Consider the following 16,807-nt stretch of genomic DNA (forward strand, 5'->3'; position numbering starts at 1 on the left):
CCGCACCCGTCTGCCCGGCTCGGTCGTACAATTCCAGCCAGGCACCCGGCTTGAGATCGCGCTCATGAAACTCCGCCGCCGCAAGCAACAGGCCGACCGGATTGTCTGTACGGCCCAGTGCGTCGGCGAACAGGACGCCTCCAGCGTCGCGGTTTCCGGACGCCTCCAGCGCACGGGCGTTCAACAGCAACCATCGCGCAGGGTCGCCGGTGCGCGACCGGCGCAGCCCCGCCAACAAGGACAGCGCATCGCCCGGGCGACCAGTGGCCAACAGCCGGTTGCACAGGGCTTCCGCCAGCACCAGTCGCGGACCGCACAGGTCGAGGGCTCGCGTCAGGACCCTCACCACATCCGCGGACCGGTCTTCTGACTGCGCAAGCACTTCCGCCAGCGCCATCCAGCCCTCGCTGCCTTGCGGTTCGAGCGCGACGGCGCGTCTTGCATTGAATTCGGCAGCGATCAGCTCGCCGGTTTGCAGAGCGAGGCGTGACAGGGTGATCCATAAAGCCGGGCGCTCGGGAAGGGCCCAGATCAGCGCCCGCGCCCGCCGGTAAAGCTCGATCGGGTCAGCGCCATGAGTCGCGGAATTGATCATTGCCAGTTGATCAACCGCTTCAGTCTGGCCGGATCGCTCGGCCACGCCGTCAAACCGGCCCCGGATCGTCGCGTCGGCCGGGAACTGCTGGCAGGCCTCCTGCAGAGCCCGGTCGTTCGGCAGACGTCTGGCGGCCGTGTCGAGACAGGCGGCGGCGCGTTGCGGCTCGCCCAGCTCGACCAGCGTTCGCGCAAGACCGATCCAGAATCCCGCCTGGTCAGGTCGCAGTCGGGTTGAACTCAAAAAGAAGGGAAGCGCCAGCCAGGGCGCCCCGCCCATCAGATTGATGGCACCGAGATTATTGCACGCGGTCGCCAGGTGCGGGTCGATATCGAGGGCCCGGCACCAGGCCAGCGCCGCGCCATTGCGGTCACCGGCTTTCAGACAGGCATTGCCCGCCGCGATGAAGGCCTGCACGTCGTCGGACATGGTTGGACCGCTCCTTGCGAATTCACTGGCAGTATCACGACCGGTCGACCGGCTCGGCAAGCCGGGCGCGCAGGCGGCAGAACCGACGTGTCGCCGCAACGCTGGGCTATTGACCCGACCCGCGTTAGAGACTAGCAGAGCGCCCGTTTACCCGCCCCTCGCCGCCAACCGATTCCGGTCGGCTCCGACGCGCCCAGCCAGATGCTTGGAGAATAGCCATGACGTCCACGCCGACCCCCACACCGACCGGCGCGCTGGCTCTGGCCGATGGCAGCGTCTTTTTGGGCCATGGCACGGGCGCGACCGGCATCGCCCTGGGCGAAGTCTGCTTCAACACCGCGATGACAGGGCACCAGGAAATCCTGGCTGACCCGTCCTATGCCGGCCAGGTGGTCTGCTTCACCTTCCCACATGTCGGCAATGTCGGCGCCAACGGCGAAGACGAGGAAGCCGCCTCGCCGCAGGCCCGCAAGGCCGCCGTCGGCATGATTGCCCGCGCCAAGATCACCCCTCCTGCCAGCTGGCGCGCCGATACCACTTTCGAGGAATGGCTGTGCACGCGCGGCATTGTCGCCCTGACCGGTGTCGACACGCGCGCCCTCACCCGCAAGATCCGCGAAGACGGCATGCAGATGTGCGCCATTGCCCATGACCCGTCCGGCAATATCGACATTGACGCCCTCAAGGCCGCCGCCGCCGGCGCGCCGACCATGGAAGGTCGCGAGCTGGCCGCCGATGTCGCCCGCACCGAGGGTGGAGACTGGACCGAAGGCAATTGGACACTGGGCGAAGGCTATGCGGCCGGACCGGAAAACGGTCCCCGCGTGGTCGTGCTCGATTATGGCGTGAAGGCCAATATCCTGCGCCTTTTGACCGGTGCCGGCGCCCGCGTCGCGGTGCTGCCGGGCAAGGCCTCGATCGACGATATCAAGGCGCTCAATCCCGATGGCGTCGTCGTCTCCAACGGTCCGGGTGATCCCGCCGAGACCGGCAAATACGCCTTGCCGACGATCAAGGCCGTGCTCGACGCCAACATCCCGACACTGGGCATCTGCCTCGGCCACCAGATGCTGGCGCTCGCCATCGGTGCCAAGACCGCGAAAATGCCCCAGGGCCATCACGGCGCCAATCACCCGGTCAAGAATCACGAGACCGGCCAGGTCGAGATCGTGTCGATGAATCACGGCTTCGCCGTCGACGGCGCCACCCTGCCCGCCAATGCCGCAGAGACCCATGTCTCGCTGTTCGACGGTTCCAATTCCGGCTTCAAGCTGACCGACAAACCCGTCTGGGCCGTCCAGCACCACCCGGAAGCCAGCCCCGGCCCGCAGGACAGTTTCGGCGTGTTCGACCGCTTTGTGGGAGAGCTGAAGCTCAAAGAGATGTCGGGCGCCCGCTAGAGCGCCCGACGAAATTCACCTCCACCGCTTGGTAGGTTCAGTCGGAATTGAAAAGGCGTGGATACTTTGCCTTTCCGTTCAGATGAGCCAGATACTGCAAACGCAGGCGCTCTGCCTCGTAGGCCAGTCCGACGCCGTATCTCACGCCGAGCTCATCGGCCCGACGGACAAGCTGATGCAGGTGCCTATCGAATACCGGGTGGGTCAATGTGAGTGGCGCAGCAATTCCGCCGACTACAACCTGGTTTCGATATGGGCGGTTCAGGACACGGGTCTCAGCGATGTGAATCAAAAATTGAATAGCGATCAGTTCCGTCTCCTGAGTGGGCAAGAATGTACGGATTGTTTGCCCTGACAGGTCCATCGCATCTTCCCGAGCTCGGAGAAGCTGCGCCAACGCGCCTGACACCTTTTCCTCTTCCCGCGCTTTGAGGCGGTGCATAAGTTTGAGTTGCGGCTCATTCCCACTGAGCACATTGAAAACCAGCCAGTTTTCGGCAATTTCCGCTGGCACAAAGCGCAGCGTTTCGTAAAGACGCAGACTGTGCAGCAAGAACGAAAGCTCTGTTTTGCGATAGGTCGGATCGACCGCAAGCTTCGATGCCTCCTTGATCATTGGCACGTCTTCCTCACCCGGCACATAGAGTTCCGTCGCAAACTCGAAGTTTGAAACAAGCGCGGTAGCCACCACCCGGCCCGCTTTGTCGAGCACCACAGTGCTCAGGCCGGCATTCGACTTGAGTATCCGGGTGATTCCAGCAAGGCTGAAGTCACCGAAACGGCGTGGATTACCCTGTTCTTGTTCGCTTCTTTCGATCTCCCGGTTGAAATCGAAAATCACCTGGGCATCGCCAATCGTTGCCGATCGCAACGTAAGAGGCATCTCTTCCCATTTTGTCACATTTGACATTCTCGCCTCCTCTTTTTTGGCCAAGTCAACAGTATGCGCGCGAGAATCTATCTGCAACAAAATTCCGTATAGATATTATTAAACAATACGTGACATATGTATCGATAGCACCAATAGCGCAATGAGCAACGATGTTGCATTTCATTTTCAGCGACTTTAGAAGCGCTGCCATTCCAATCTCTCAACCGAGGACAACATGCAAAAGAACCCCACCAACAATCCAAGCCCTGCGCTTTTGGATGACGCGTATCAGGCCTTCGCCCTTCGCGTTCAGGAATGGGCCGACGCTCTCACAGAAACGGACCTGGAAGACCCTTCCGTGTTCCGGACGGTCGTCAAGGCGTGTATTGACATGGGTATCAATGCGTCTCGGCTCGGCGAAGTCGCTCGAGTCGCAAAAACAACTGTGCTGCGCTGGGGTGAAGGCAGCTCCTCACCTAGGCACCCGATAGTTCGGTCATCATTGGGGGCGGAGTTTCGCGCTCTACTTCGCGCCCGTGCCGCCGAGCTTGCCCGATCGTACCAAGACGACGATCCCGAGGCTCCCGTAGTCTTGCATTTTCGGACGAGAAGTTAGTCGCATCTGCAGCTTATGCTGAACCGACGCACCCTTCTCGCCGCCACGGCGGCATCCGGTCTCGCTGCCTGTGGGCGTTCCGGCCCACCGCCAGACCTCTTGCGCGTTGCCACCAGCGGTCTGCCGGACAGTCTCGACCCGGCCCGCGGTGAGTTCGCAGCCGCGGCTCTGGTCTACAAGCAGATCCATGCCGGCCTGACCGAGTACGCACCGGATGGCTCGGTTGGGCCGGGCTTGGCGGAAAGCTGGTCTGTCGACGAGACCGGCCAGGTCTGGACCTTTCGCCTGCGCGAGGGCCTCACCTGGTCGGATGGCCATCCGCTCACAGCGGAGGATGTCGTCTGGTCAGCCCGGCGCATCGTTGATCCGGCGCAGAGCTTTGCTGTGCTGGGCGACTTTTATGCCGTAGCCAATGCCCGCCCCATCCATGCCGGTGATATGGCGCCGGATCGTCTTGGTGTGGCCACACTGGACGACCGCACAGTCGAATTCCGCCTTGAGACGCCGCTGGGTCTGCTGCCGACCCTGATGCGCGAATTCTACCCCTTCCCGCGCCATGTCATCGAACGGGTCGGGCTGGACTGGGTCCGCCCCGAACACATCGTCACGGCGGGCGCCTACACCGTCGCCGCCGAAAGCCAGGTGAGCCTCGATCTGGTCCGCAATCCCCGCCACTTCGCCGCCGACCAAGTCGCCATCCCGGCAATCCGCATTGACGGCGTGCGCGAGGACGCCACCCGCATGCGCCTGTTCCGCGCCGGGGATTACGACCTGGCGGACCGGCCGCCCGCCAACCAGATCGACTATTGGCGTGAACGCCTGGGCGAGCAATTCCAGAGCTTCGACGCGCCGATCCTGCGCTATCTCAAGGTCAATCATGCGCGCGCGCCGCTGGATGATGTGCGGGTGCGGCGCCTGTTGTCGCGCGCCATCGACCGGCAGTTTCTGGCGCATGAGTTTTACGCCGATACGGCCAGCCCCACCGAGTTGGTCATTCCCGGCTCAGCCCTCCCGGACGGCGACCCGGCCCCACAGGCCGGCGGCGTGTCCCGGCCGCTCCAGATCCGCACCACGACCGGCGAAGGCGAGCGCCTCGCCGTGGCGATCAGCCATGACTGGGCCCGTTTCGGGATCGAGACCGAATTGCTGGTCAGCTATCCCACCGATCTCTACCAGGCCGTTGATGCCGGCGATTTCGACATCGCCATTGCCAGCTTCAATCGAGGCCTGAAAATGGACCCGTTCTTCATGCTCGACCCGTTCGCGCCGGGCGGGTTTGCCGCCAATTTCAACTGGGACGACGAAACCTTCGCCAATCTGATGGCCGCCGCCCGGCGCCAGAATGAGCCGCGAGCGCGCGGTCAGCTCTACCTGGCGGCCATGGAACGGATTCATGACCAGATGGCTGTCATACCGCTGCTACACGAGCGCGCCCACTGGCTGGTCGGCGAGCGGGTGGCGGGGACACGGAGCGACATTCAACCGATGTTGTGGCGGGACCTGGAGTTGATCGATGCCTGACCAATCCCACACGCTCAAAGAGCGCTGGCATGCGCAGATGAAGCAGCTCGGCTGGAAGCCTGGCGACACGGAAATCGCCGGCATCCTGTCCGCCTACAGCGAATCCCATCGCCGCTATCACGGTCTGTCGCATCTGATCTATATCTTTGACCAACTCGACGGCCTGCACGACACGCTGACCGAACCGGCGCGGGTGTGGATGGCGGCCTGGTATCACGACATCCTGTACGACACCCATCGCAAGGACAATGAGGCCAAGAGCGCTGACCGGGCGAGTGCCGAATTGCCTGGTCTCGGTGCCGATCCCGGCCTGGTAGGGCGGGTGGATACGTTGATCCGGGCCACCGCCAGCCATCAGGATGGTGGAAAGGACAATGATGACGCTCTGTTTCTTGACGTCGACTACTCCATCCTTGGCGCTCCAGAAGATGTCTATGACCGCTATGCCGAGGGCGTGCGGGAAGAATATGGCTGGGCACCCGGCCTGCTCTACCGACAGGGCCGGCGTGCCTTCCTCAAGGACGCGCAGGCGGCGGAACGCACTTTCCTGACGGATCAATTCGAAATGGAACTCGGCGACAAGGCCCGAGCCAACATGCGGCGCGAGTTCCTCGCACTGGGTGGCAAGCTCTAATCCGGCAACCGCCTGAATTCGAACAACTCGCCCGGCTGGCAATCCAGCGCGTCACAAATCGCGATCAGGGTGGAAAAGCGAATGCCCTTGATCTTGCCGGTCTTGATCATCGACAGCGCCTGTTCGGACACGCCGATGCGGTCGGCCAGCTCTTTCGAGCGCACCTTGCGTCGCGCCAGCAGCACGTCGAGATGGACGATGATTTCTCCAGGAAGCCCGGGGGGCAGGTCGCGATCAGCGGTCACAGGATCAGCTCCAGCTCCTCATGCCGCTTGCGACCCTCGGCGAGGATGAAGGCGATCACGAAGAACAGGAGCGCCGCACCGATGGATTCCAGATTGCCCGAGCCGAGCGAAATTTCCAGCGCGTTGAGGGCGTGCGGATTGCTGACGGTGAGGTAGATACCCAGCAGCGTGTGCTCGACCGGCTGCCACAGCGCGCCAACAAGGCTGGCTAGGGCGAATTGACGGAAGCTGACCACGGTATCGGCGGAGAAGTAGGCACCGCGGGCGGTCTCCTGGAACAGGGTCCGCAGATTGAGCAGGCCATAGACCGAGACGGCGACACTGATCGTCGACAGGCCGGCCGCGCCCAGCCGCACGGGCCAGACATACCAGCCCAGATCACCACCACCGAACCCGCCACCCGGTGAAGGTTGATCGGCGATTCCCGAGATATCGGGCAGGAGCCACATGCCCCAGACCACAATCGGCAGGAGACCGGCCAACACCGTCACCGCCCACATCATGAACTGGCTCAAACGCCTGATATGGCGGTCGGATCGGGAGAGCTCGGGACTGGTTTCGGGCACCGCTTCTGTTCCTGAATTAAAGTTAAACTTGAATTTATAGCGATCTTAGTTGAATGAATGGGCCTCGGCAATCGGAAGCCCCACCGTGATCAACCCAACCCCCAGCCGTCGCGGTTTGTGTCTGGCCGCCCTCGCAATGATCCCGACCCTCACGCCGGGATCCGCTTGGGCGACCGCTTCCGATTGCCGAACCGGCCTGCGCTATGATGGCCCTCCCCTGATGAGCCCGCCCGCCTGGCTGGACCAGCTGCCACGCACGGTCGGATCGCTCTCCCCCGCGACCGACACCGCCTTCACCGACCCACTCGACGCGGCGGCCGACGCCATCTCCGCCCATGCCCCCGCCCTGTCACTGGCTGTCGCGCGGCCGGGCAGCGGCCTTTGGTCGACAACCCGGGGCGCGCCGGAAGGCAGCCGGTTTGCGGCGGCCTCGATCGGCAAATCGATGACAGCGGCCCTCGTCTTCCAGCTTGCCCACGAAGGACGGTTGCAGCTGGGCGACACGCTCGACCGCTGGTTTCCCGATCTGCCGTCGTCGCATCTGGTCACGCTCGACCATCTACTCACCCACACGTCAGGATATTTCCTGCCCGCCAGCTCCCCACTGAGCGGCCCCTACATGCCCCCAGAGGACCATTTTGCCCGCCTGCGCGACACCGGTCCGGTCTTTTGCCCGGGGACCAACTGGGCCTACTCCAATGTCGGCTATCAATTGCTCGGCCGGATCACCGAGGCCGTGGACGGTCGCAGCTATGCGGCCAGCCTGCAGGCCCGGATCCTGGCCCCGCTTGGCCTTGATGCGACCCATGTCCTGCAAGCGGACACACCGGACCCGATGATGGTGGCGGGCCATGTTGGCGGCGAGCCGGTCGGCCCGGTCGACTATGCGACGCCCTTTGCCGCCGGTCCGGTCAGCAGCACGGCCGGAGACCTGGTGCGCTACTGGTCGGCCCTCCTGGCTGCCCGGATCACCTCCCCGGCCGCGCTCGGCCAGATGACCGAAACGCTCTACCCGATGTTCGGACAGGCCAATGCCGCCTATGGGCGCGGCATACAGGTCTCCCGGATCGACGGGCCGGGCCTGCTGGTCCACCACTCGGGCGGCGTGACCGGATTTACCGCCGGTGTCGCCTGGCTGGCCGAGGATGATCTCGTCATCGCCGCCATGACCAATGACCGCAATGTCCCGGCGGAAGCCGCGATCTGGTCGCTGACGCGTGCGCTGCGCGCGTCCTGAGCCGGTCCGGCACCCATCAAATATGAGCCGTATTTCGCGCGCCATTTCAGCGCCTTGCTGCGAAAACACCGATTCACACAGTTTACCCCTCGCCATGACGCCGATTCCGCGATAGGTACCCGCTTCAGCACCAAAACTGATCGCTTGCACGGCACTCCGTCCCCGGAAGGCCGCGACGAGCGCGCGCGCATGACACGCGTCGCGGAATGCACGAGACGGGAAAAGAAGGCCACGCCCATGCCCAAACGCAATGACATCCAGTCCATCCTGATCATCGGCGCCGGCCCCATCGTCATCGGCCAAGCCTGCGAATTCGATTACTCAGGGGTACAGGCGGTCAAGGCGCTCAAAGCCGAGGGCTACCGGGTCATCCTGGTCAATTCCAACCCGGCCACCATCATGACCGATCCGGAACTGGCCGACGCGACCTATATCGAGCCGATCACACCGGACATGGTCGCCAAGGTGATCGAAAAGGAACGCCCGGACGCGCTCTTGCCGACCATGGGCGGCCAGACGGCGCTGAACTGTGCCCTGGAACTCGACAAGCGCGGCGTGCTGGACCTGTTCGGTGTCGAGATGATCGGCGCCAAGGCCGATGTCATCGACAAGGCGGAAAACCGCGAACGCTTCCGTGACGCGATGGACAAGATCGGGCTGGAAAGCCCGCGCTCGCGCACCGTCCACTCAATGGCCGAAGCCGAAGCCGTGATGAGCGAGATCGGCCTGCCGGCCATCATCCGCCCGTCCTTCACGCTGGGCGGCACCGGTGGCGGCATCGCCTATAATGTCGAGGAATACCGCCATATCTGCGGCACCGGCCTCGACGCCTCGCCGGTCGACGAGATCCTGGTCGAGGAATCCATCGTCGGCTGGAAAGAGTTCGAGATGGAGGTTGTCCGCGACAAGGCCGACAATTGCATCATCATCTGCTCGATCGAGAATGTCGATCCGATGGGCGTGCATACCGGCGACTCGATCACCGTCGCCCCGGCCCTCACCCTGACCGACAAGGAATACCAGATCATGCGCTCGGCCTCGATCGCCGTTTTGCGCGAGATCGGTGTCGAAACCGGCGGGTCGAATGTTCAATTCGCCGTCAATCCGGCTGACGGCCGCATGGTCGTGATCGAGATGAACCCGCGCGTCTCGCGCTCCTCGGCCCTGGCCTCCAAGGCGACCGGCTTCCCGATCGCCAAGGTCGCCGCCAAGCTGGCCGTCGGCTACACGCTCGACGAGATCGCCAACGACATCACCGATGGCGCCACCCCGGCCGCCTTCGAGCCGACGATCGACTATGTCGTCACCAAGATCCCGCGCTTTGCCTTCGAAAAATATCCCGGCGCCGAAGCCAAGCTGTCGACCTCGATGAAGTCGGTCGGCGAGGCCATGGCCATTGGCCGGACCTTCCAGGAAAGCATGCAAAAAGCCCTGCGTTCGATGGAAACGGGCCTGACCGGGTTCGACGAAATCGAGATTCCCGGTGTCGAGGATGCCGCGGACCTGGACGCCCGCAAACAGGCCGTCCGAGCCGCATTGGCGTTGGCCACACCGGACCGTCTGCGCGTCATCGCCCAAGCCTTCCGCGAAGGGCTGACGGTCGACGAAGTCGAGCGCGCCTCGCTGTATGAACCCTGGTTCCTGCGCCAGATCGCCGAACTGGTGACCACCGAAGAAGACATCGCCACGCTGGGTCTGCCCGACACCGCCGAGGCCTTCCGCGACATCAAGGCGATGGGCTTTTCCGACGCTCGCCTGGCCAAGCTGGTCAAGGTCGAAGAGGGCGATATCCGCAAGGCCCGCCGCGCCTTGGGTGTCCGCCCGGTGTTCAAACGCGTCGATACCTGCGCCGCCGAATTCTTCGCCGCGACGCCCTATATGTATTCGACCTATGAGCTGCCGGCCTTCGGTGGTGTCACCGATTGCGAGAGCGATCCTACGGATGCGAAGAAAGCCATCATCCTGGGCGGCGGGCCGAACCGTATCGGCCAGGGCATCGAGTTCGACTATTGCTGCTGCCATGCCGCGTTTGCGTTCGGCGAGATGGGCATCGAGTCGATCATGGTCAATTGCAATCCCGAGACCGTCTCGACCGATTACGACACCGCCGACCGCCTCTATTTCGAGCCGCTGACCATCGAGGACACGCTCGAGCTGATCGAGACCGAGCGCCAGAACGGCACCCTTCTGGGCGTGGTTGTCCAGTATGGCGGACAGACACCGCTCAAGCTGGCTGGTGAACTGGAAGATGAAGGCGTGCCGATCCTCGGGACCGCGCCGGATGCCATCGATCTTGCCGAAGACCGCAAGCGCTTCAAGGACCTGCTCGACAATCTCGGCCTCAAACAGCCGCCCAATGCCATTGCCTCCTCGGACGCCGAAGCGCGCGCCGCGGCCGAGCAACTCGGCTTCCCGCTGGTCCTGCGCCCCTCCTATGTGCTGGGCGGGCGGGCCATGGAAATCATCCGCGAGATGGACAGTTTCGAGCGCTATATCCGCGAGGCCGTCAACGTCTCCGGCAAATCGCCGCTCCTGCTCGACCGCTACCTCACCGATGCCGATGAGATTGATGTCGACGCCATCTGCGACGGCACCGATGTCTGGGTCGCCGGCGTGATGCAGCATATCGAGGAAGCCGGCGTGCATTCCGGTGACAGCGCCTGCTCGCTGCCGCCCTACAACCTGTCGGACGAGATGATCGCCGAGCTGAAGGCCGAAACCGTCGCCATGGCCAAGGCCATCGGTGTGAAGGGCCTGATGAATGTCCAGTTCGCCGTCAAGAACGGTGAGATCTTCGTTCTCGAGGTCAATCCGCGTGCCTCGCGCACCGTGCCCTTCGTGGCCAAGGCGATCGGCCAGCCGGTCGCCAAGATCGCCGCCAAGGTGATGGCCGGCACGCCGCTCAAGGAGTTCGGGCTGAAAGTTCCGGCGCCGAAGCACATCTCGGTGAAAGAGGCGGTCATGCCCTGGTCGCGCTTTCCGGGCGTTGATCCGGTTCTGGGACCGGAAATGCGTTCGACCGGCGAGGTCATGGGCATCGACACCAGCTTCGAGGCCGCCTTTGCCAAGGCCGAGCTGGGCGCCGGCATCGCCCTGCCACGCAAAGGCGCCGTCTTCATCTCGCTGAAGGAAGGCGACAAGCCGGCGATGATCGAACCGGTTCGTGTCCTGAAAATGCTGGGCTTCACCATTCTCGCCACCGGCGGCACGGCCAGCACGTTCGAGAATGCGGGCATTCCGGTGACCCGGGTCAACAAGGTCTTTGAAGGCCGTCCGCACATTGTCGACGCCATGAAGAATGGCGAAGTGCAGTTGATCTTCAATACGACAGAGGGGCGCCAGTCACATCTGGACAGCTATTCAATCCGCCGCTCTGCCCTTGAAGCACGCATCCCCTGCTACACAACCGCTTCGGCCGCTCGGGCGGCAATTGCCTCGCTGCGTCGCATTGATGAGGGAGCGCTTGAACCGCAGGCGCTGCAGACCTACTCTTGATGGTCAATAAAGCGGAGGCTAGCCTGTCTCCACTTTCCCGAAGATAAGTGGTCGCATGAACAAGATCCCGATGACCGTCGCCGGGCAGATCGCCCTCGACGAAGAGCTGAAACGTCTGAAAACCATCGAACGCCCGGCCGTGATCGCGGCGATTTCGGAGGCGCGCGAGCATGGCGATCTGTCTGAAAACGCTGAGTATCACGCGGCCAAGGAACGCCAGGGCTGGATCGAAGGCCGGGTCCAGGAGCTGGAAGACAAGCTCGCCCGTGCCCAGGTCATCGACATCACCAAGATGTCCGGCGACACGGTCAAGTTCGGTGCCACGGTCACCGTGCTCGACGAGGATACCGAGCAGGAATCAACCTACCAGATCGTCGGCGAGGATGAGTCGGATGTGAAATCCGGCAAGATTTCCATCTCCTCCCCGATTGCCCGCTCCCTGATCAACAAGGAAGTCGGCGACGTCGCGGAAGTGAACGCGCCGGGCGGCCTGAAAAGCTATGAGATCATGTCGGTGAGCTGGGGCTGATCTGGCGTAGACCACGACAGACACCAAAACGGCCGGGGCAATGCTCCGGCCGCTTTGCTTTTGGACCTGTCAATGAAACCGTGCCTGGTAACTCGTCGGCATTAGAGAGACATGTGCCGACAAGGGCGGACACAGCTCGAATGCTCGCGGCTCGCGTGCGAAGTTCCAGATACGCAGGAGCCGCCAATCCTCCCGCTTCAGCTCCGACACGGCCAGCTCGTTGCGAGAGATGTGAAAAGGTGTCCGATCCCAACCATTCGTTGTTTTGACCTCGACGAGACGCGGCCTTCCATCCGGCATGAAGCTCGAAATGTCATACCCCAGACCATCGCCATCTTCGTCAGCAACCCATCGAACTTGTTTCGCCAAGTCCGTACGGCCCGCGGACGACAATGAATAGCGTTCAAACTCAAGCGCGTGCTGCTCCCCGGCACGGCCAAGCGCACGATTGGCTTCGTCTCTTTTTGCGGCATCGAATTTCACCGCGATCGCCTGGGTGCGCTCAAGTTCCTCAGGTGGTGGGTAGTTGCTGAGCGTCGGCGCCGGATCGAGCCACATGGTACGGGGATCACGAATGACCGATGCCAACTTCTCGACGGAAAGCCAATCGGGATGTGCCTCCAACCATCTCAAAACCGCGTCTGCCAGCGACATTTGGAAGTTGAATGCCGGTTTGTACCCAGCAATCCAGGGCTGACCAATGGCTTTCAAGACCGCGCTGATGTTCTGATGTTTCCATTCAATGGAGCCGCGCGAACGGCCACATCCGCGCGCAAGTTGTCGGTTGTGCTCGGCCTTGCTGTATCGCCGGCCCGAGACGTCATGCGCCAACATCGCGAAATAATCCGCGACAATCAGGTCGTTTTCGTCTTCGGTCCAAGCAGTCATTCCGCCAGGCTAAAGCCCAGATAACTGATTGTCATTCAGCTATTTGGGTTAGCCAATCGCCCCTACCCCTCAATCGCAAACGTCAGTCCCGCATGCTTCTGCAGTCGCTCGATCAGCGCCTCACCCATCGCCGGCGCGGTCGTGTAGACACCGCCGGGCGTGGTGTCCCGGTCGACATCGAACGCGAGGCATAGACCGGCTTCGGCGATCATGCGCGAGGTCGAGCCGTAGCCCGGGTCGCGCTTGCCGGAGACGCTGGCGGTCATGCGATCACCGTCCTTGGTGAGGCCGGTGAACATCACGTCGTAAAAGCCGGTCTCGCGCTCTTCCTTCGACGGTCCCTCACCCGGCTTGGGCGGGTTTTCCGACATCGACTTGTCGTTGGCGACCATCTTGGCGAAGCCTTCGCCCTGATCGCCGGGCCCGGTCAGGAACATTTCGTCATAGACGAAGTCCTCGCCATAACGATGGCCCAGAAGGGCATTTGAGCGATGGATGTTCTTGGTGTTGATCGTGGCCATGACGAAGGGTGCGGCCCAGGAGTTGAGATCGTCCTCAAAGATGACCTTGGCTCCGCTGGGCTGTTTGGGACCGTCAAAGCCGGGCACCAGTGAGAAAGGATCCTTCAGCCAGCCGATGATCTCGGGCTGTTTTCCCGCGCGTTTCATCGTTTCGGCAAAACTCGCCGCGGTCCCGCCCGAGAATGTGCCCTTCATCTTGCGGACGCGACCCTTCACCCGACTGATCGGGGCACCGGTCCGGGCGATCGCGGCCTGTTGCAGGTGATAGACGCCGAGATCGAAGGGGATGGAGTCGAAGCCGCAGGACAGGACGATGCGGGCCCCGCTTTCGCGCGCCGCGGCATCGTGATCGGCAATGATGTCATGCATCCAGGCCGGCTCGCCGCACAGGTCGACATAGTCCGTACCGGCCGAGATGCAGGCATTGACGAGCGGCTCGCCATAGAGCTGGTAGGGGCCGACTGTGGTGATGACCGCGCGGGTGCGCGCCGCCATCGCGTCCAGCGATGCAGGATCGGCGCTGTCCGCGATGATCAGCGGCGTGTCGGTCGGCGCGCCGATCAGATCGCGTACTTCGGCCAGCTTGTCCCCGGACCGTCCGGCCATGGCCCAGGAGATCGCGCCGTGTTCGGCGGCGAGATATTCGGCGACCAGGCGCCCGGTAAAGCCGGTCGCGCCAAAGACGACCACATCAAATTCACGCTCTGCCATTGTCATCCCCGATCGTTGAAAATCTGTATTGGGTTCATCAATCAGGGGATGATGGGCCGATCAGGGCCGTACCGGCAAGTTGAAAGCCCAGTTCTCTCCGCCCCATGAAAAGAGCCGGCTCGTTGCCGGACCGGCTCCCTGTCTCATGGCTGTCAGCCAGGCCTGTTGTCAGCGCAGGCCGGGTAGCCGGGTCGCCGGATCGATGCGTTCACCGTCATGGCGCAGTTCGACATGGACATGCGGGCCGGTCGAGCGACCGGTAGACCCGACGCGACCGATCTGCTCGCCGGCATCGACGAAATCACCGACCTCGACGTCAAATCCGTCCATGTGGGCGTAGACGGTCTGCCAACCGGCACCATGGTCAATGACGACCGTATTGCCCCAGGCCTCGCTGCCATTCAGGCCAGCGGCGGCGTGGGTGACCGTACCGGCCCCCGGTGCACGGATCGGGGTGCCGGTCGGGGCGGCGATATCGGTGCCGCGGTGGTCGCGCGGGATGCCGGCGGGCGCCGCTGGGCGGTTGCCGTAGCGACTTGAGATGCGGCCATCAGTGATGGTGTGGGTGAAAGCTGGGGCCGTCGGCGCAGCGGCCGGCGTCGGGGCCGACAGCTTGCGTCCGTCAGGCCGCGGCGCAGCGGCGGGCTCTACCGCATCACGCACCGGGGCCGGTTCGGTCACCGGAGCGGCAGGTGCAGGCTCGGTAGACGGGGCGACCTCTGCCGGATCGGCTGGCGGCGCCAACGGACGCATGGTGCCGTCTTCAGCCTGCCAAACCGAACCCGGCGCCGGATCGAAGCGGGCGACATTGCCGTCCTCGTCGATGAAGGCATAGCCGCCTGTCGCGCCATCGCGGGAGGTGAAGATGACGGTCTCGCCCTCATCACCTTCCGGAATGAACATCACACTCTCGTCGGCATCCATTTCGCGCGGATCGAAACGGAGCTCATGACCGTCCTCGGTGAGGAAGACCATATGGCCATCGACACCGTCCGGTTCATGCGCCATGCCGGAATCATGCTCGACGTGAGGGTCTTCCTCGAAATGGAGCTCATGATCCTCGTGGACTTCACCATCGGCATGCGAGTCGCTGTGGAAACGGACGACGTGATTGTCTCCGGGATTGGTGAGGTCAACCGCGAGCTGGTTACGCTCGGTCATGGCGGCCTGGGCGCAGGCCACGGGCAGGATGGACACGCCCGTCAGCAGGACGGCCAGCAGGCGCGAGGACGACCGGGCCGAACGGCCGGACAGTATGGCTTTGATACGCATTTCTCGATGTCTCCTGTCATCGGGACCGAAGGCCGACACCGGATGGGCCGGGCTTCGCATCATGGTGATCAGCGTCGCCGCATAGGGCTTTCGCTCAGCGCCCCCCAGCGCTTCCAGACTTTCTGCATCGCAGTCGATTTCACGGGCTTCGTGGAGCTCACGCTCGATCCGGCGCAAGGGCCAGTGGAACCACAGTATCGCCACCAGCGCCGCACCCAGCAGCCGGTCTTGCTCATCGCCGCGGCGATAGTGGACCAGTTCATGGGTCAGGGCGTAGCGGCTGGCGGTGGTGTCATCAAGCAGATCAGGTGCCGCGAGGATCACCGGCGACCAGCCGGTCAGCAGCGGCGATGGCAGGCCGTCACGCAGGCGGAAATCCGGCGTCTCCACACCGACCCGCGAGGCCAGGATGGACAAATAGTCCTGTGCGACATCCGGCGCTGGTCGGCTGCCCTTCAACAGGGCTGATCGCCGTAGATGGCGGAGGCTGGCACCGACCAGGGTGACCAGCAGGCCAAGACCGTAAAGCGCCAGCAGAACCGGCAGCCACTCAATGGCCATGAAGACTGCGAAAGGGTCAGATCCGGCGATGCTTGTGGCCGGGCCGCCAAGCGTTGCCGGAAGGTCAGCGTCCGGAAGCGGCGCGTGCATGGGCGCGACACTTGTTTCGGGTATGACATAGATCACCGGAGCGAGGAGCAGAGGCGCCAGAGCGGCCCAGCGGGCAGCGCGCCAGAGCACCGATCCGCCCCGACCGCGGCGCGTCTGCCAGCTCGCAAGGCACAAGGCGACAAGACCCGACAGGAGCGACAACGCTGCCCCGATCAGGATGGCGTCCAGCAAGCCGGTCATTTCGATCCTCCCTCGCTGTCTTCACTGGCCGACTCAAGCAACCGGGTCAGCGCCTCGGCCTCCTGCTCGGAGAAAAGGCGGCTATTGGCGAAAGTCGTGGCCGGCATCGGACCGTCCATGTCCAGCACATTGGCCGCGAAGTCGCGGATCAACCGCCCCATCAGGGTGACTTTCTCGACCTTGGCGCTGAACACCGACAGGCCATGCACGTCCTGCCGCTCGACCAGACCTTTCTCGGTCATCCGGGCCAACAAGGTCCGTGTCGTCGAATAGGACCAGCCGGTCGGGCCGGCGATCCGGTCCTGTACCTCACGGGCGGCCTGGGGACCGGCGGTCCACAGGTGTTTCAGGATGGCCAGTTCGGCCTGGGATGGCGCGGTGGCGGTCATACGGTCATTTCCATTCGGTCACTTCCAGTCCGGCTT

At 63.3% G+C, this 16,807-nt stretch carries 14 protein-coding genes; 6 read left to right on the forward strand and 8 right to left on the reverse strand.

Translation table 11 applies throughout. The annotated features are described in order from the left end of the window. Positions 1-1,024 (reverse strand): tetratricopeptide repeat protein (locus tag ACN0X9_RS13670; protein ID WP_417488121.1); only part of this gene is annotated, 1,024 nt, incomplete at its 3' end. Between the two features lie 218 nt (positions 1,025-1,242). Here ACN0X9_RS13670 and carA point away from each other — a divergent pair. Further along, a complete protein-coding gene (gene carA, locus ACN0X9_RS13675) occupies positions 1,243-2,424 on the forward strand; it encodes a glutamine-hydrolyzing carbamoyl-phosphate synthase small subunit (protein ID WP_417488122.1) in 1,182 nt (393 codons plus the stop codon). Between the two features lie 37 nt (positions 2,425-2,461). Here carA and ACN0X9_RS13680 read toward each other — a convergent pair whose 3' ends face one another. Next, complete coding sequence (locus ACN0X9_RS13680) at positions 2,462-3,334, reverse strand: hypothetical protein (protein WP_417488123.1); 873 nt, start codon at positions 3,332-3,334, stop codon at positions 2,462-2,464. A 592-nt stretch (positions 3,335-3,926) separates the two neighbouring features. Here ACN0X9_RS13680 and ACN0X9_RS13685 point away from each other — a divergent pair. Both ACN0X9_RS13685 and ACN0X9_RS13690 read left to right on the forward strand, forming a co-directional pair. Next, positions 3,927-5,432, forward strand: coding sequence for a peptide ABC transporter substrate-binding protein (locus tag ACN0X9_RS13685; RefSeq protein WP_417488124.1), 1,506 nt, complete (start codon positions 3,927-3,929; stop codon positions 5,430-5,432). After that, the gene (locus ACN0X9_RS13690) at positions 5,425-6,066 is read left to right on the forward strand and encodes a hypothetical protein (protein WP_417488125.1); all 642 of its coding nucleotides are present in this window, start codon (positions 5,425-5,427) and stop codon (positions 6,064-6,066) included. The genes ACN0X9_RS13685 and ACN0X9_RS13690 overlap by 8 nt, the downstream gene beginning before the upstream one ends. Here ACN0X9_RS13690 and ACN0X9_RS13695 read toward each other — a convergent pair. After that, positions 6,063-6,311 carry a helix-turn-helix domain-containing protein gene (locus tag ACN0X9_RS13695; protein WP_417488126.1) on the reverse strand — a complete coding sequence of 83 codons (249 nt, stop codon included), beginning with the start codon at positions 6,309-6,311 and terminating at the stop codon, positions 6,063-6,065. The two genes, ACN0X9_RS13690 and ACN0X9_RS13695, sit on opposite strands and share 4 nt — an antisense overlap. Beyond that, positions 6,308-6,877, reverse strand: a complete 570-nt coding sequence (locus tag ACN0X9_RS13700; RefSeq protein WP_417488127.1) for a DUF2975 domain-containing protein — start codon at positions 6,875-6,877, stop codon at positions 6,308-6,310. Before ACN0X9_RS13700 ends, ACN0X9_RS13695 begins: the two co-directional genes overlap by 4 nt. Before the next feature lie 220 nt (positions 6,878-7,097). On the opposite strand from ACN0X9_RS13700, the gene ACN0X9_RS13705 reads away from it, so the two are divergent. From ACN0X9_RS13705 to greA, 3 genes are all read left to right on the forward strand, one after another. Beyond that, positions 7,098-8,114, forward strand: coding sequence for a serine hydrolase domain-containing protein (locus tag ACN0X9_RS13705; protein ID WP_417488128.1), 1,017 nt, complete (start codon positions 7,098-7,100; stop codon positions 8,112-8,114). Positions 8,115-8,351: 237 nt separating this feature from the next. Next, on the forward strand, positions 8,352-11,609 hold the full coding sequence (gene carB / locus ACN0X9_RS13710) for a carbamoyl-phosphate synthase large subunit (RefSeq protein ID WP_417488129.1): 3,258 nt from the start codon (positions 8,352-8,354) through the stop codon (positions 11,607-11,609). Between the two features lie 55 nt (positions 11,610-11,664). Beyond that, positions 11,665-12,138 (forward strand): transcription elongation factor GreA, encoded by a 474-nt coding sequence (gene greA, locus ACN0X9_RS13715; RefSeq protein WP_417488130.1) that lies wholly within the window; start codon positions 11,665-11,667, stop codon positions 12,136-12,138. A 69-nt stretch (positions 12,139-12,207) separates the two neighbouring features. Here the strand turns inward: greA and ACN0X9_RS13720 are convergent, their stop codons facing one another. The 4 genes from ACN0X9_RS13720 to ACN0X9_RS13735 all read right to left on the reverse strand — a co-directional run bounded on the left by ACN0X9_RS13720 (position 12,208) and on the right by ACN0X9_RS13735 (position 16,771). Beyond that, positions 12,208-13,026, reverse strand: a complete 819-nt coding sequence (locus ACN0X9_RS13720) for a DUF3883 domain-containing protein (RefSeq protein ID WP_417488131.1) — start codon at positions 13,024-13,026, stop codon at positions 12,208-12,210. 62 nt (positions 13,027-13,088) lie between these two features. Then, complete coding sequence (locus ACN0X9_RS13725; protein WP_417488132.1) at positions 13,089-14,258, reverse strand: saccharopine dehydrogenase family protein; 1,170 nt, start codon at positions 14,256-14,258, stop codon at positions 13,089-13,091. A 168-nt stretch (positions 14,259-14,426) separates the two neighbouring features. Further along, positions 14,427-16,382 (reverse strand): peptidoglycan DD-metalloendopeptidase family protein, encoded by a 1,956-nt coding sequence (locus ACN0X9_RS13730; protein WP_417488133.1) that lies wholly within the window; start codon positions 16,380-16,382, stop codon positions 14,427-14,429. Continuing rightward, positions 16,379-16,771 carry a BlaI/MecI/CopY family transcriptional regulator gene (locus tag ACN0X9_RS13735; protein ID WP_417488134.1) on the reverse strand — a complete coding sequence of 131 codons (393 nt, stop codon included), beginning with the start codon at positions 16,769-16,771 and terminating at the stop codon, positions 16,379-16,381. The genes ACN0X9_RS13730 and ACN0X9_RS13735 overlap by 4 nt, the downstream gene beginning before the upstream one ends. Positions 16,772-16,807 lie beyond the last annotated feature (36 nt).

Source organism: Maricaulis sp., from assembly GCF_048268525.1.
GTDB lineage: Bacteria > Pseudomonadota > Alphaproteobacteria > Caulobacterales > Maricaulaceae > Maricaulis.